This window comes from Streptomyces sp. NPDC059256 (assembly GCF_042753785.1).
Lineage (GTDB): Bacteria > Actinomycetota > Actinomycetes > Streptomycetales > Streptomycetaceae > Streptomyces.
The window spans coordinates 57,868-73,309 of record NZ_JBHYZO010000018.1 but is presented as its reverse complement, the minus strand read 5'-3'; the positions used below and the strand labels follow the sequence as shown (position 1 = coordinate 73,309).

Annotated in this window: 14 protein-coding genes; 9 read left to right on the top strand and 5 right to left on the bottom strand. The window is 67.9% G+C overall.

Annotated features, from left to right (window positions below):
- The first annotated feature begins 76 nt into the window (after window positions 1–76).
- The 4 genes from ACFXJL_RS27425 to ACFXJL_RS27410 all read left to right on the top strand — a co-directional run bounded on the left by ACFXJL_RS27425 (window position 77) and on the right by ACFXJL_RS27410 (window position 4,513).
- Window positions 77–832 carry a (5-formylfuran-3-yl)methyl phosphate synthase gene (locus ACFXJL_RS27425; RefSeq protein ID WP_384641290.1) on the top strand — a complete coding sequence of 252 codons (756 nt, stop codon included), beginning with the start codon at window positions 77–79 and terminating at the stop codon, window positions 830–832.
- A complete protein-coding gene (locus tag ACFXJL_RS27420) occupies window positions 832–2,241 on the top strand; it encodes an aldehyde dehydrogenase family protein (RefSeq protein ID WP_384696734.1) in 1,410 nt (469 codons plus the stop codon). The genes ACFXJL_RS27425 and ACFXJL_RS27420 overlap by 1 nt, the downstream gene beginning before the upstream one ends.
- Window positions 2,242–2,243: 2 nt before the next feature.
- Entirely contained in the window at window positions 2,244–3,347 is a 1,104-nt protein-coding gene (locus ACFXJL_RS27415; protein ID WP_384696840.1) for an NAD(P)-dependent alcohol dehydrogenase, read from the top strand.
- Window positions 3,348–3,673: 326 nt separating this feature from the next.
- On the top strand, window positions 3,674–4,513 hold the full coding sequence (locus tag ACFXJL_RS27410; protein WP_384641399.1) for a class I SAM-dependent methyltransferase: 840 nt from the start codon (window positions 3,674–3,676) through the stop codon (window positions 4,511–4,513).
- 194 nt (window positions 4,514–4,707) lie between these two features.
- Here the strand turns inward: ACFXJL_RS27410 and ACFXJL_RS27405 are convergent, their stop codons facing one another.
- The 5 genes from ACFXJL_RS27405 to ACFXJL_RS27385 all read right to left on the bottom strand — a co-directional run bounded on the left by ACFXJL_RS27405 (window position 4,708) and on the right by ACFXJL_RS27385 (window position 9,466).
- The gene (locus ACFXJL_RS27405; protein ID WP_384696731.1) at window positions 4,708–5,499 is read right to left on the bottom strand and encodes an ABC transporter permease; all 792 of its coding nucleotides are present in this window, start codon (window positions 5,497–5,499) and stop codon (window positions 4,708–4,710) included.
- Window positions 5,496–6,512, bottom strand: a complete 1,017-nt coding sequence (locus ACFXJL_RS27400) for an ATP-binding cassette domain-containing protein (RefSeq protein WP_384696728.1) — start codon at window positions 6,510–6,512, stop codon at window positions 5,496–5,498. Before ACFXJL_RS27400 ends, ACFXJL_RS27405 begins: the two co-directional genes overlap by 4 nt.
- 88 nt (window positions 6,513–6,600) lie before the next feature.
- The gene (locus ACFXJL_RS27395; protein ID WP_384696726.1) at window positions 6,601–7,443 is read right to left on the bottom strand and encodes a DUF4097 domain-containing protein; all 843 of its coding nucleotides are present in this window, start codon (window positions 7,441–7,443) and stop codon (window positions 6,601–6,603) included.
- Between the two features lie 101 nt (window positions 7,444–7,544).
- Window positions 7,545–8,066 carry a toxin-antitoxin system HicB family antitoxin gene (locus ACFXJL_RS27390; protein ID WP_358878105.1) on the bottom strand — a complete coding sequence of 174 codons (522 nt, stop codon included), beginning with the start codon at window positions 8,064–8,066 and terminating at the stop codon, window positions 7,545–7,547.
- A 608-nt stretch (window positions 8,067–8,674) separates the two neighbouring features.
- Window positions 8,675–9,466, bottom strand: a complete 792-nt coding sequence (locus ACFXJL_RS27385) for an IclR family transcriptional regulator (protein ID WP_358878104.1) — start codon at window positions 9,464–9,466, stop codon at window positions 8,675–8,677.
- Between the two features lie 646 nt (window positions 9,467–10,112).
- Here ACFXJL_RS27385 and ACFXJL_RS27380 point away from each other — a divergent pair.
- The 5 genes from ACFXJL_RS27380 to ACFXJL_RS27360 all read left to right on the top strand — a co-directional run bounded on the left by ACFXJL_RS27380 (window position 10,113) and on the right by ACFXJL_RS27360 (window position 15,442).
- Entirely contained in the window at window positions 10,113–11,645 is a 1,533-nt protein-coding gene (locus ACFXJL_RS27380) for an ABC transporter substrate-binding protein (protein ID WP_384696721.1), read from the top strand.
- The gene (locus tag ACFXJL_RS27375; protein ID WP_384696719.1) at window positions 11,638–12,531 is read left to right on the top strand and encodes an ABC transporter ATP-binding protein; all 894 of its coding nucleotides are present in this window, start codon (window positions 11,638–11,640) and stop codon (window positions 12,529–12,531) included. Before ACFXJL_RS27380 ends, ACFXJL_RS27375 begins: the two co-directional genes overlap by 8 nt.
- Complete coding sequence (locus tag ACFXJL_RS27370) at window positions 12,528–13,586, top strand: oligopeptide/dipeptide ABC transporter ATP-binding protein (protein ID WP_384696717.1); 1,059 nt, start codon at window positions 12,528–12,530, stop codon at window positions 13,584–13,586. The genes ACFXJL_RS27375 and ACFXJL_RS27370 overlap by 4 nt, the downstream gene beginning before the upstream one ends.
- Complete coding sequence (locus ACFXJL_RS27365; RefSeq protein ID WP_384696715.1) at window positions 13,583–14,530, top strand: ABC transporter permease; 948 nt, start codon at window positions 13,583–13,585, stop codon at window positions 14,528–14,530. Before ACFXJL_RS27370 ends, ACFXJL_RS27365 begins: the two co-directional genes overlap by 4 nt.
- 66 nt (window positions 14,531–14,596) lie before the next feature.
- The gene (locus ACFXJL_RS27360; RefSeq protein WP_358878099.1) at window positions 14,597–15,442 is read left to right on the top strand and encodes an ABC transporter permease; all 846 of its coding nucleotides are present in this window, start codon (window positions 14,597–14,599) and stop codon (window positions 15,440–15,442) included.

The following is a 15,442-nucleotide window of genomic DNA, read 5'->3' as shown; positions in this document are numbered from 1 at the left end:
GCAACCGCAAGTGATCCAGACGACTCCGCACACATCTGCCCCAGGGCAGGTGTGCTCGCGGCGAAAGGGGTTCACGTTGTTGCTTCTTATCTCTCCGGACGGCGTCGAAGAGGCCCTCGACTGTGCGAAGGCGGCGCAGCACCTCGACATCGTCGACGTCAAGAAGCCGGACGAGGGCTCGCTCGGTGCGAACTACCCGTGGGTCATCAGGGAGATCCGTGAGGCGGTCCCTGCTGACAAGCCGGTCTCGGCCACGGTGGGAGATGTACCGTACAAACCGGGCACGGTGGCTCAGGCGGCGCTCGGCGCTGCCGTCTCCGGAGCCACGTACATCAAGGTCGGCCTCTACGGGTGCACCACGCCCGAGCAGGCCATCGATGTCATGCGGGGGGTTGTCCGGGCGGTGAAGGACTATCGGCCGGACGCCTTCGTCGTTGCCTCGGGCTATGCCGACGCCCATCGGATCGGCTGCGTCAACCCGCTCGCACTGCCCGACATCGCCCGCCGTTCCGGCTCCGATGCGGCCATGCTCGACACCGCGATCAAGGACGGCACACGGCTCTTCGACCACGTTCCGCCGGACGTCTGCGCGGAGTTCGTCCGGCGGGCCCATGAGGCGGGTCTTCTCGCCGCACTGGCGGGCAGTGTGCAGGTGGGAGATCTCGGCGAGCTGACCCGCATCGGCACGGACATCGTGGGGGTACGTGGGGCGGTCTGCGCGGGAGGCGACCGGACCACCGGAAGGATTCAGCCGGAGTTGGTGGCCGCCTTCCGGGCGGAGATGGACCGGCACGCCCGCGAGCACGCGGCTGTCGTCACCGCCGCCCACTGATGGCCGGTAGGACGACAAGCCGGTCCCACACGGCGCCCGTATCCGGCGAGCGCTTCGCGGTCCTCGATCCGGCAACGGGCGAAGCCTTCGCAGAAGCTCCCGACCAGCAGAACGACGAGTTGGACAGAGTCGTCGGCCGGGCCCGTGATGCCTGGCGCGGCTGGCGGTCCGACCCCGAAGCCCGGGTCACCGCACTGCTCGCGGCGGCCGACGCCGTGGAGGCGGCCGGGGTGGAGATCGCGCCCCTGCTCACCCGTGAGCAGGGCAAACCGCTGTCGGAGTCGTACGCGGAGATCGCTCGCACGGCGGCCCGTCTGCGCTACTTCGCCGAGCTCGGCCCCGGGGCCGAGCCCATCGTGGACGGTCGGCCGGTACACAGTGAGATCCGTTGGCGACCACTCGGGCCCGTCGCCGCGATCGTCCCATGGAACTTTCCCCTCCAACTTGCGTCGGCGAAGTTCGCGCCCGCGCTCGCCGCTGGCAACACGGTGGTGCTCAAGCCCTCGCCCTTCACACCTCTCGCCACCCGGCTGTTGGGGTCGGTCATCGCCACCGCTCTCCCCGAGGATGTACTCACGATCGTCACCGGTCGCGAGCCCCTCGGCGCCAGACTGGCTTCCCATCCGGGCATTCGCCATGTGACCTTCACTGGGTCGATTCCCACCGGACGGGCCGTTGCGGAGGCGGCGGCGGGCTCGTTGGCCAGGGTCACCCTGGAGTTGGGCGGCAACGACGCGGCCATTCTGCTGGACGACGTCGATGTGGAGCAGATCGCGGATCGGCTGTTCTGGGCTGCGTTCCGCAATTGCGGACAGGTCTGCATGGCGGTCAAACGCGTCTACGCCCCCGCCGGACTGTACTCCGATGTCGTCGAGGCCCTCGCTGAGCGCGCGAAGACCGCCGTGGTCGGAGCAGGTCTTGACCCCGGCACGCAGCTGGGTCCGGTCAACAACCCCCGCCAACTGGCCCGGGTCGAGCATTACACGGCCCGGGCCTTGGCGGACGGTGCCAGGGTGGTGGCCGGTGGCCATCGGCTGGACCGATCGGGCTACTTCCACGCCCCGACGATCCTGGCGGACGTCCCACCTGACAGCCCGGTGGTGACCGAGGAGCAATTCGGTCCGGTCCTGCCGGTGCTGCCGTACCGGAGCCTCGACGAAGCCGTCGAAGCGGCCAATGACACCGGCTTCGGGCTGGGCGGCTCGGTGTGGGGTACCGATCTCGATCTCGCCGAAGCGGTGGCCGATCGGCTGGAATGCGGCACGGCGTGGATCAACCACCATGCCGAACTCTCCCTCGCCCAGCCCTTCGCGGGCATCAAGGAGAGCGGTGTCGGCTTTGCGGGCGGGCCATGGGGGCTCTACGGGAATCTCAGGCCGTTCGTCGTGCACCGCCTGGAGGAAGTGTGACGATGAGGTTCGGCGCCGCGGTACTGCGGTCGTCCGAGAGCCGATACGCCGTCGAGGAGGTGACCCTGGCCAACGGTCCTGCCGATGGCGAGGTCCTCGTCAGGATCGCGGGCTGTGGGGTGTGCCGGACCGACCTTGCGGTCCGGCGTTCGGCAGGGCGCTCACCGCTACCTGCGGTGCTCGGACACGAGGGTGCCGGCGTCGTGGTGGAGACGGGCGGCCCGCAGACAGGTCTGCACACCGGCGATCATGTCGTACTGACCTTCGACTCCTGCGGGCACTGCCGGAACTGCCAGGCCGCTGCCCCCGCCTACTGCGACTCCTTCGCCTCGCTCAACCTCTTCGGAGGACGCAAGGAGGCACCGGCACGGTTCACCGACGCGGCCGGGATCGAACTCGCCCCCCGGTGGTTCGGTCAGTCCTCGTTCGCCGAATACGCACTGGTTGCCGCCCGCAACACCGTCCGGGTCGACCCCTCGCTGCCCATCGAACTGCTCGGACCGCTCGGCTGCGGCTTTCTGACCGGAGCCGGATCGATCCTCAACTCCTTCGCGGTCGGCCCAGGCGACACCATCGCGGTCTTCGGTACGGGGGCAGTGGGTCTGAGCGCGGTGATGGCGGCTGCGGCCTGCGGCGCGGTGATCGTGGCAGTCGATCGGCACGTCGAACGGCTGGAACTCGCCGAGCGGTTCGGTGCGATTCCGCTGCACGTCTCGTCCGGCGACCTGCCCGGCCGCATCCAACAACTGACCGACGGCGGGGCGCAGTACGCGCTGGACACCACGGCCTCCGCCCCGTTGATCAACGACGCCCTTCGGGCCCTGCGCCCGACCGGGCACCTCGGGCTGGTGGCACGGCTCCACACCGCACTACCGCTTGAACCCGGGGCACTGGACCGAGGGCGGAGGATCTCCCATATCTGCGAGGGGGACGCGGTGCCCGGACTGCTGATCCCGCGGTTGATCGGGCTGTGGCAGGCTGGGCGGTTTCCATTCGACGAACTGATCCGCACGTATCCGCTCGCCGACATCAACGAGGCCGAACGGGACTTCGACGCGGGTCGTGTGGTCAAACCCGTGCTGGTACCCGAGGTGAGGGCCCGATGAGTGGGCGATCCAGCCCGCTGTCCGGGCCAACGGATCAGAGCAACACCGCGCCGATGCGGGCCCGTTCACCGGACCCACGGTGGCCGTTCCGTACAACGATCCGCTCGCTCTGAGGAACCGGTTGGGTACTTGGGCCGCGCGCCACCGGGGCTCTCGGAGAATCAGCGCGCCCAGAGCAGCGGCGCGGTGCGCCCCAGCGACGATCCAACACCCCATTTCGCACTGTTCATGGTCTCAACCCATCCTGAGGAGGACACGTGGTCGGCACAACGCCAGGGAGCATCGGAGTCGAAGGTGTGGAGGGGGGTGTCGGACTGACCGCCCTCATGGTCGCCGCGGCCCGGGCGATCGAGACCCATCGCGACGACACCCTGGCACGGGACGTCTATGCCGAGCACTTCGTGCTCGCCGCACCGGCGTCCGCAGGCTGGCCGGTCCGTATCCAACAGGTTCGGGACGGGGACGCCAATCCGTTGTGGGGTCGATTCGCGCGCTACTTCGGCCTGCGGACACGGGTCCTCGATGACTTCCTCCTCCAGGCCGTTCACACGGGCGGCGCCCGCCAAGTGGTGCTGCTCGGGGCGGGGTTGGACTCCCGGGCCTTCCGCCTCGACTGGCCTTCCGGTTGCGTGGTCTTCGAGATCGACAGGGAAGGCGTGCTGGCCTTCAAGCGCACGGTGCTCGACAGGCTTTCGGCGACCCCGAAGGCAGCGCGTGTACCGATCCCGATCGATCTGCGCGCTGACTGGGTGGGAGCGCTGGCCGACGCCGGTTTCGACCGGACTGCCCCGAGTGTTTGGCTGGCCGAGGGATTGTTGTTCTACCTGCCAGCCGCCGCCGAAACGTATCTCATTGACACGGTGGACCGGCTGAGTACGGAAGGCAGTGCACTGGCCTTCGAGGTCAAGCTCGAAAGGGATCTACTGGCTTACCGCGACAGCCCGCTCTACACCTCGACGACCCGCCAGATCGGCATTGACCTACTTCATCTGTTCGACGGGGAACCACGGCCCGACTCTGCGGGTGATCTGGTGGGCAAGGGCTGGTCCACTTCGGTTCACACGCCCTTCGACTTCACCCGCCGTCATGGACGCGGTCCGCTGCCCGAACAGAACGATGCACTGGCGGGCAACCGTTGGGTGTTTGCGAGCAAGTCCCGCCCGTAGCGCTGTCGGCAAAGGTCCTCTTGCAGATCTTGCCGAGTCATGTTCCTCGGTGTCGCACTTCCTCAGTGTCAGGCGGGGGAGTGCGCCCACCGCATGGGCCTTCTGCTCCGCCTGGTGATGCACACCACCCCGCTCAACCCATCGCCGGTACTGGGCTCCTGAGCGGGACCAGGCGCGGCAGGTAGCCCGCGGGCTCACTTCGGGTCGCGGTCGAACAGGGATGTGGACCAGAGGTAGCCGAGCACGGCCAGGCCCAGGCACCAGAGCACGGCCAGCCACCCGTTGTGGCCGATCTCGCTGCCGAGCAGCAGACCACGCAGGGTTTCGATGGCGGGTGTGAAGGGCTGGTACTCGGCGATGGGCCGGAACCAGTCGGGCATCGCGTCGACGGGGACGAAGGCGCTCGAAATGAGAGGGAGGACCATCAGCGGAAGGGCGTTGTTACCGGCGGCCTCGGCGGTCGGGCTGGATAGGCCCATCCCGACGGCGATCCAGGTGAGCGCCAGGGAGAAGAGCGCCAACAACCCCAGCGCCAGGACCCATTCGAAGGGGGTGGCGCCCGTGGACCGGAAGCCGATGGCCACGGCGACGGCGCCGACGAGGGCCACGCTCATCACACACTGGAGCACGCTTCCGATGACGTGCCCGACGAGCACGGATCCCCGGTGGATCGCCATCGTACGGAAGCGGGCGATGATGCCCTCGGTCATGTCGGTGGCGACCGACACCGCGCTGCCGATCGTGGTGCCGCCGATGGTCAGCATCAGGATTCCGGGAACGAGGTACGCGATGTACTCGGACCGGTCGGCGCCGTCGCCGCCGATGCCGGCGCTCATCACATCGCCGAAGACATAGACGAAGAGCAACAGCAGCATCACCGGTGTGAGGAGCAGGTTCAAGGTGAGGGACGGGTAGCGGCGCGCATGGAGGAGGTTGCGCCGCAGCATGGTGGTGGAGTCGCGGAGGGCGAGGGAGAGGGAGCTCATCGGGCCTTCTCCGTGGCGTGGTCGGGCCGATCGGCTCGGTTGGACTGACGGGGTGTGGTGTTGGTGGTGAGGGCGAAGAAGACGTCGTCGAGGTCGGGTGTGTGTACGGTCAGTTCGTCGGCCTCGATGCCGGTGGAGTCCAGCCAGTCGAGGATGGCGCGGAGTTCGCGTTGGGTTCCGTCGCTGGGGATGTGGAGTGAGAGGGCCTCGTCGTTGCGGGTGGTTTCGCGCAGGGTGGCGGCTGCGTTGCGGTAGGCGCCGGGGTCGGCGAACCTCAGTCGGACGTGTCCGCCGGGAACGAGGCGTTTGAGCTCTTCTGCGGTGCCCTGGGCGGCGATGACGCCGTCGCTCAGCACGGCGATGTGGTGGGCGAGTTCATCGGCCTCCTGGAGGTACTGGGTGGTGAGGAAGACGGTGACGCCGTCGGAGACCAACTCGCGGATGATCTGCCACATGTTGTGGCGACTACGCGGGTCCAGGCCGGTGGTGGGTTCATCGAGGAAGATGATCCGTGGGTTGCCGACCAGGGTCATGGCGATGTCGAGGCGGCGTCTCATACCGCCGGAGTAGGTGGAGGCGGGCTTCTTCGCGGCCTCGCTCAGATCGAAGCGTTCCAGCAGTTCGGCGGTGGTGCGACGGCCCTCGCGGCGGGTGAGGTGGTGCAGGTCGGCCATGAGGAGCATGTTCTCCTCGCCGGTGATCAGTCCGTCGACGGCTGAGAACTGGCCGGTGACACCGATCGCGGCCCGGACGGCTTGGGGGTCGGTCGCCAGGTCGTGGCCCGCGACCTGCGCCTGCCCGCCATCGGCCGTGATGAGCGTCGACAGGATCTTCACCGCAGTGGTCTTGCCGGCGCCGTTGGGTCCGAGCAGTGCGAACACCGACCCCGCCGGGATGCGCAGATCGATGCCGTCGAGGACGGTCCTGCCCCCGTACGACTTGCGCAACCCCTGGGCTGCAATGGAGATGGAGGCCGGCGACGCGTGCTCGCCGCTCCTTCTGGATGTGGGCATGACAGACGAAGGCATGGGCCCTTCCGTTCGATGGCTGAAGCGACTGGGGGAGGGGTGGATGTGGGGGTGAGACCTGTGCTTTCGAGGGTCAGACCTTCGCGCGGCGGACGTCGATGTTGCCCCAGCGGGTGCGCGCACGGATCTTGACGGTGCCCTCGGCACTCTCCGGGCCGTCGGACGCAGCGAGCGTGTTGCGCACCTGACCGGAATCCGAGTGGAGGTCGAGCCAAGCGGCCGTACCCTCGCGGATGCCGACGTCGATGCTGCCGTAGTTGGTCTCCAACTGAACGGTTCCGCCGGCCACATCGTCCACCCGGAGGGCGCCGTGGGCGGTGGTGGCGGTGACCGATGCCTCGGCACGCCGGATCTCGATGTCGCCGTTGGCGCCACTCACCCGCAGCTCGCCGGTCGCGACCCCGACGGTCGTGGTGCCGTGCGAGTTCTTCAGGACCGCCGGGCCGTCGACGAGACCGACGCGCAGGCTCCCGGAGCTGGTGGTGATCTCGGCCATGCCCTCGATCCGGTCCACGGTGATCGAGCCGTGCGAAGCGGTGAGCTGGAGCGGCCCGGTCGCGTCGAGCCGGACATCGCCTGACGAGGTCTTCACACGTACATCGCCGAGCCGGCCCTCACCGAGCACCTGGACCCAGGCTCCGGTCAGGGCGATGCGCGAGCCCGTGGGGAGTTCGACCGTCACATCGACGGTGCCGGTGCGGCCGAAGAGATTGGATTTGGGCGTCCTGACGGTCAGTGCACCGCTCGCGTACGTGACCTCGGTCTGGTCGGCCGTCCGCACGTCGAGGTCCTTCTTGGGGTCTCGGGGCCGGACTTCGACGACGGTCTCACGTCGGTCGCCCGCGGTGAACTGGATCGAACCGGACTCCACGTGCGCGGTGGTGGAGATCGGTTCGGGAGTGTCAAAAGAAGGCATGGCTGTCCCGTCCTCTTGGGTCATTGGGGCGTCCCCGCTGGTGGGACGTGGTGTTGGTGAAGGCGGCGCAGGTGGGTCCAAGTCGTGTCTTCGGAGTCCTGTCAGCGCACCCAGCCCGTGTAGCTCTGCCCGACGATCTGGGTCTTCTCGGTCGGGCGCGGCCGGGTGCCACCTTCGACCGCCGCCGACACCGCTCGGACCAGCCAGGCGTTGACCGACAGTCCCTCGCGGGTAGCGGCCTCCTCGGCGCGGGCCTTGAGATGGGCGGGCAGCCGTAGATTGACGCGGGCGGTGCCGCCCTCGTCGCCGTCGGCCGGAGCGGGAGGCATGGGCGTGAACGGTTCGACGGGCGGGGTCTGCTCCCTCTGCGCGCCGCCCGTGGGGGGCGGTGTCACCACGAAGTCGGGATCGAGCCCTCGCAGCCGTACGTCGACCGACCCGGGGGCGAGCTCGCGGGTGACCTCGCCCATGGCTGCGGAGAGCACATCGAGCATGATCAACCGAGTCGCCGACTCCAGGGGGGCGGTGAGCCTTTCGGCCAGCTCGCGAGCTTCGTCGCCGCCGGCTTCAGCGGCCACCGCGAGTTCGCGGCGGAGGGTGTCGACATACGGGGTGAGGTCCATGGCGCCATAATGGCATCACTATGGCCCTATGCGCTAGCCGTCAGGTGAAATCACCGTACCGATCCCCAAGGCAGAGGCTCTGATCTGCGAAAACGTTGGAAGGCTGAGCTGGTTCTGAATGGCACCACGCATGGCCGCGCATGCTCAGAAGCCCGAATCGCCGCTGCTTGGCGACGACTGGTGCCAGGTGGCGCCAAGCCGGACCGCCCGACTCAGGACATCGTGCGTCGGCCCCGAGTGGCGTTCGCGAGCCCATCTCGGGCCAGTCTCGGCCGTACCCGTGTCTCGGGGGCAACGGTGCCCTCGTGATCGTCGAAGTCGGGTGAGCGAGGCGACCTGAAGGACACGGTCTCGGCAACGCGTGGCGTATGGCGTGACGTCTTGGTGTGAGTCGGAGGCTCGATGACAGTGGGACGGCGCGTGCCCTCCGCCGGAGACCGAACATGCTCCGGACACACCAAAGGAGCCCTGCGACCACTCGGCGCTCTGGCATCGCCGTTCAGCGAGCACGAAGTGGCCGCAGGCTCCTGTCATGTGGGCGGAGTTCCTGAGGGCGTCGGCTTCACCTCAAGCGGGCGAACCCTGCCCGGTCACCCGAGGGGCAGGGTTCACCGGCTCGCTCCCAGTCGGGTGGAGATCTCATTCGCGGCAGCGATCACCAGGGGCGCCAACTCTGAAAGGTTCTCGGCGGGGAGTCGCTCCGCGGGTGCCGAGACGCTGATGGCGGTCGTACATGCCCCCGCGTGGTCGAAGACCGGCGCCGCGACGCACCTGATGCCCTCCTCGTGCTCGATGTCGTCGACCGCGTAGCCCTGTTGCCTGATCTCGCTGAGGGCGGCTCTCAGCTGCTCGGGCGTCGTGATCGTACGCGGTGTGTGTGCCGGCATCCCGTTGGCGATCACCAGCTCGATCGTCTCCGGGCCGGCGTGGGCCAGCATCGCCTTGCCGACGCTGGTGCAGTAGGCGGGCGCGCTGTTCCCGATGCGCGAGAACATGCGCACCGGGTGTGGGGTGTCCACTTTGTGGATGTAGACGATGTTCGGGTAGTCGGCGACCACGAGGTGAACGGTCTCACTGGTTTGCGACGCGAGCTTCTGAAGGACGTCATGCATGCCGCGCGGGAGGTCCAGGCCCGCGAGATAGGCCCTGCCCAACTGGGCTATGCGCCAGCCGAGGCGATAGCGCCCCGATGGGAGGTGTTCGACCAGGCGGGCTTCGAGGAGCGGCTGGAGCAGACGGAGCGATGTGCTCTTGTTGAGGTCCAGTTCCCGGCAGAGCTCCGCGAGTGAGTACCCGCTTCCGTCGGTCGACTCTCCCAGCTGTAGAAGGATGGAGACGGCTCGCCGCAGGGAAGCCGAATTGTTGCGAGGTCCCGGGGCGGGGTTCAGGTCCGGGCTCATCCTGGGTGGTCCTCTCCTCCGGGGTGCCCCCGGTGCGTGTGTCGGTGCGCCGATGTCCGCGAGCGGGCATCGCTGATGGCGTTGTGATGGATCTCCCGGGCGCGTGGTCACCGTGCGGGTCCGCCGCCGATGCACGCGCGAGTCGGTTCGGTTGTGCTGTCGGGTTCCCTCCCCTGGCACCGCGCTTCGATGTCGTTGTGTGTTCGTGGTTCGTTGGCGCACCCGGGGTGATCCGATGGCGTACGCACCCCGTTGGATGCTCGACCGCTTCCCCGTACGACGCAGAACTGCCTGGCCACCGCTCCGGGAGCAATGGCCGGAGCCCTTGCGGGAGTGGTGGTGGGATCTGCCGTCGCGAGGCGGGACCGCCCTGCGGGAACGGTGCGTTGAGGCCGGGGCTCCGCCCGGAATCACCCGCGCGGGAGGACGGCGGAACTCTGCGTTCCTCCCTGGGTGTCGGGGCTGCGGAGGGTGTCGTCGATACGCCTCCTTCGTGTTCGAACCGAGCCTTGACAGCACTATGAAGCGTCGGTCAGCATTCTGCAATGCATTCCGCTGGATTGCATTGCAGACCTCATGTCTTGCGATCCGTCAAAGGCTGTGCGGCCGGACCGGAAAGACGCAGACCCTTTCAGAAGAGGTTCAGATGAAGAAGCAACACGGCTATGCCTTCCGCTCAGCAGCGGCCCTCGCGGCCTGTGCGACTGCCGCGGTCGCAGCGGGCTGCTCCCCGCCGCCTAGCGGAGGGTCCTCCTCCAAGGGCATCACCGTGGCCGAGACCGCGGCACCCTCGACGCTCGACCCGCAGGGCTCGGCGCTCTACGCCGACCGGTTCGCCTGGCAGCTGTCCTACCAGTGCCTGATGACCACCACCCCCGAAGGGAAGATCGAGCCGGAGCTGGCCACCGGCTACAAGCGGTCTCCCGACGGGCTCACCTACACCTTCGACCTCAGGAAGGACGTCACATTCCAAAACGGCGAGAAGCTGACCAGCGCCGACGTGGCCTACACGTTCGACCGGTTGAAGAAGAGTCCTGACGGGATCGCCAAGGAGCTGTTCCCCACGTTCGACAAGGCCGTCGCGTCCGGCGACTCGGCCGTCGTCTTCCACCTCACCCGTCCCGATGCCGGATTCGTCAGCAACATGGCGAACCCTCTGGTGTGGGGCTGTGCCGTGATGAGCAAGAAGGCCGCCACCTCGGACAACATGGCGACCCGCATGGTCGGCACCGGGCCGTGGAAGCAGGACTCGTACCGCCCCAACAGCGAGTTGAAGCTGAAGCGGTTCGACGACTACTGGGGCGAGAAGACGAAGTCCGGGCAGCTCAAGGTGGTCTACGTCCCGGGCGCCTCGACACAGGTCAACAACCTCCAGGCCGGTGCGGTCGACCTGATCTTCACCGCCGCATCGAGTGGGAAGTCCCTGGCCGGCTCCGACAAGGTGGAGGTCAAGAACGTTCCGACGGACTCCACGATCTTCCTCCAGGTCAACAACCTCACCAAGCCCCTCGACAATGTGAAGGTCCGTCAGGCACTCGCCCTGGCGCTCGACCGCAACGCCCTCGCCGAGCAGGCGTACAGCGGTGGCGGCGCCCGACCCAGCGTGTACATACCCGAGAGCAACGCCTGGGCCCCCAAGCCCGCCGAGGTGCCGAACTCGACACCGGACCTCGCCAAGGCCAAGCAGCTCCTCAAGGAAGCCGGCTTCCCCAAGGGCTTCTCCACCTCACTGATGTACATCGCCGCCTACGACCCCGGCACCAACGACCTGATGGCCGCCGTCCAGGCCCAGTTGGCGAAGGTCGGCATCAAGATCAAGCTTGAGCCGCTGGAAGGCGGTTCATGGGGCGACCGGCTGGTCAAGGCCAAGTACGCCCTCAGCTGGAACGCCCAGTCCTACTACTCGAACCCGTACCAGTACGTGGCCCCGGCCGAAGGACGCCAGGGACCGGTCCCGCCGGAGCTGAAGAAGCTGCTCGACGACGCCCTGCGCGCCGCCGACCCGACCGCCTACGAGAAGGCGCTCGTCGCCGTACAACAGTGGGAGGCCGAGAACGTCTACCCCACCGTCACACTGCTCGCCACCAACCTGCTGGTCGCCCACCAGAAGGGGCTGACCGGAGTCGATCTGCCGGCCAGTCAGAGTCGGGCGTTCCTGGCCCGGGTGAGCCGTGGCTAGCACCCCGGTAGCGGGTCGCGCCCCCGGCGGCGCGACCCGCGCGGCGGGCGCACAGGACCCGCTGCTCGTGATCGAAGGACTCACCGTGCGCTACGGCCGGACCCAACCACCCGCGGTGAACGACGTCTCCTTCGTCCTCCGCCCCGGCGATCGTGTCGGGCTGGTGGGCGAGTCGGGGTCCGGGAAGTCGACGCTGGCGGCGGCCGTTCTGCGGCTGCTGCCGGCCTCGGCCGCGGTCACGGGACGCGTCGACCTCGACGGCCACGATCTGACCGCCCTCAAGCCCTCCGAACTCCGGGGCCTGCGCAGCACCCGGATGTCACGCGTTCCCCAGGACCCACTGGGAAACCTCAACCCGGTCTTCACCATCGGGCGCCAGATGTCCGATGTCCTGTCCGCACACCGCTCGCTCAGCCGTCAGGAGCGAACGGAGATCGTCGAGGAGGCACTGCACCGGGTCGGCATCGGTGATGCGGCGGTCAAGCGGCGCAACTACCCGCACGAGTTGTCGGGAGGCATGCGACAGCGGGTCATGATCGCCATGGCGCTGCTCAACCGCCCCGACCTGCTGATCGCCGACGAACCCACCACCGCTCTGGACGTCACCGTCCAGGCGCAGGTCGTCGAACTGCTGCGGGAGCGGGTGGCCGAGGCGGACATGACCCTCCTGCTGATCTCGCACGACATCGGTGTGGTCGCCGAACTGTGCACCACCGTGATGGTGATGTACGGCGGCGAGATCGTCGAGAGGGGTGCGGCGTCCGAAGTGCTGACCCGCCCCACCCACCCCTACACCCGCTCCCTCATCGCCGCAGCCCGCGGCAGGGTCGCGGGTGACGGTGACGGTGACGGTGACGGTGCCAGACCGAGCGAGATGGTGACATGACCGGGAAGCAGACACTGCCCGAGGCAACCGCGGACCGGCAGGACGTGGTGCTCGATGTCCACGAGGCGTTCAAACACTTCCGGATGCGACGCACCAGCCTGCGGGGCGAACGCCCCCAGGTCCACGCGGTGGACGGCATCAGCGTGCGACTGCGGGCCGGACGCACCCTCGGTCTGGTCGGCGAGTCGGGGTGTGGAAAGTCCACACTCGGGCGACTGATCACCGGGCTCGACACACCGACATCGGGTTCGGTACGGGTCGGCACCGAACTCCGCGACATCACCGCCGGAGCCAACGGCAAGGTGCAGGCGGTCTTCCAGGACCCCGCCAGCGCACTGGACCCCCGTATGACCGCACGGGCCAGCGTCGCCGAGGCACTCGGCGGCGTCGCGAAGGACGAACGGGAGCGGCGCATCGACGAAGCCTTCGCCTCGGTCGGTCTGCCACTCGAACTCGGCTCCCGCTACCCCCACCAGTTGTCCGGCGGCCAACAACAGCGCGTGTGCATCGCACGTGCGCTGATCGCCCGCCCCGATCTCATCCTGCTCGACGAAGCGGTGAGCTCACTGGACGCCTCGCTCCAGGCCCAGGTGCTCGACCTGCTGGAACGGCTCCAGCGCGAAACCGGCACCGCGTACGTGTTCATCTCGCACGACCTGCGCGCAGTGCGACAGGTCAGCCACTCGATGGCGGTCATGTACCTCGGACAGATCGTGGAGGAAGCACCGTCCGAGGCGTTCGACCGGGGGCTGCTCCATCCGTACGCCGTCGCCCTCCGCTCGACCGAACCCGGCATCTTCCAAGGCGAGGAGGGCATTGAGCGCATCGTTCTGCGAGGGGAGCCGCCGAGCGCGGTCAACCCCCCGCCGGGCTGTCGCTTCGCACCGCGCTGCCCGATCGCCGACGAGAGGTGCGTCCAAGTCGCCCCCGAACTGACGGAAGTGTCCAACGGCCACCGGGTGCGCTGCCACCGACCCGGTGAACTCACACTGAACCCGGCCTCACACACCGGCGCCGTCACCACTGGCGCGGCAGAAATCGGAGGAGAGCTGTGATCCTCTACCTGGCCAAGAAGCTCACCGGCGCCGCCGGTGTCCTGTTGGCGCTCTCGGCACTGGTGTTCTTCGCGGGCCGCGGCCTCGTACCGGGCAGCGCCGCATCGGTGATCGCCGGGGCCAAGGCGTCTCCCGAGACCATCGCCGCCATCGAACGCGACCTCGGGCTGGACCAGCCCATCTTCCGCCAGTACCTGGACTGGCTCTGGGGCGCCCTTCGCGGCGACTTCGGAGTGTCACCCATCTCAGGTCAGAACAACCTCGACGTGATAGCCCAACAAGCGCCGATCTCCCTGGAACTTGCGCTCATCGGGCTGGTCATCGCGGTCGCCATCGGGCTCCCGGTCGGAGTCGTCGCCGCCACCCACTCGGGCAAGGGCATCGACTGGGGCATCCGCATCCCCCTGCTCATCGTGTTCGCCTTTCCCGGATTCGTCTCCGGCTCAGCCGCCCTCTACCTGGCGGCGCAGTACCTGACGAACCTGTACTCGGCGAGCTACATCCCGTTCTCCGAGAGCGCCGTCGGAAACCTCCAGACCATGCTGCTCCCGGCACTCGCGGTCGGCATCCCCACCGCGCCGCTCGTGGCACAGATGACCCGCTCGTCGATGATCGAGGTCCTCGCCCAGCCACACATCACCACGGCACGCACCAATGGCATCGCGGAGTGGCGCATCCGCTATGTCTACGCCCTCCGCGCCGCCCTGCCCCCGGTGCTCACCCTGATCGGATTCATCTTCGGGTTCCTCGTCGGCGGCCTGTTCATCGTCGAGGAGATCTTCAGCCTGCCAGGACTGGGGCGCGGAGTACTCGACTCCATCTCGAACCGGGACTTCTCCCAACTCACCGCGCAAGCGCTCGTCATCGCCGGCACCTTCATCCTCGGCAACCTGCTCGTCGACATCGCGCTGCCGTTCGTCGACCGACGCATCATCCACACCTAGGAAACGGGAGTCAGCGTGACCATCTCGGCTCATCCCCGCCCTTCCCCGACCACCACACCACCTCCCGTGCGAAAGCGCTCCTTCCGCTGGCCGCTGCGCGGCATCGTCGCCAACATCGCCGTCTTCCTCATCCTCGGCTACATCTTCCTGGCGGCCTTCGGCCTGTTCCTCGTGCCGTACGGACCGAACGAGGTCAACGCCGGTCCACGGTTGTCCTCACCGTCGTCGGACCACTGGCTGGGGACCGATGCGTTGGGACGCGACCAGTTCTCGCGGATCATCGCCGCAGCCCGCCCCGCCCTGCTGTCCGCGACCTACGCGGTGCTGTTCGCGCTGTTGATCGGTACCACGATCGGGATCGCGGCCGGCTTCCTCGGGCGCCTCTGGGACGGTGTGCTGTCCCGACTCGTCGATCTGTTGTTCGCGATCCCCGAGTACCTCCTCGCCATCCTTGTGATCGCGATGATGGGAAGCGGTCTGATCAACGCCTCGCTTGCCATCGGCATCGTGACCATCCCACGCTTCGCCCGTATCGCCCGAGGCTCGACGATCGAGATCGCACAGCGCGCTTTCGTCGACGCCGCCCGGTTGTGCGGACGCGGCAGGCTGTGGATCGTGTTCCGACACATCCTGCCCAACATCGCCTCCCCGCTCGTCATCATGACCGCGATCAACCTCTCCACCGCGGAAGGGGCTTACGCGGCACTGAGCTTCCTCGGCTTCGGCGTCCGTCCGCCCGACGCCGACTACGGCAGCATGATCTCGTCGTCCCAGCAGTACCTGCTCACCGATCCCTGGGTCGTGGCGTTCCCGTCGATCGCGTTCGTGGTCCTCGTCCTCGCGTTCAACCTGCTCGGCGACGTCCTGCGCGACCGGCTCGACCCTCACACCCGTACCGCGGCCGGCGCCTGA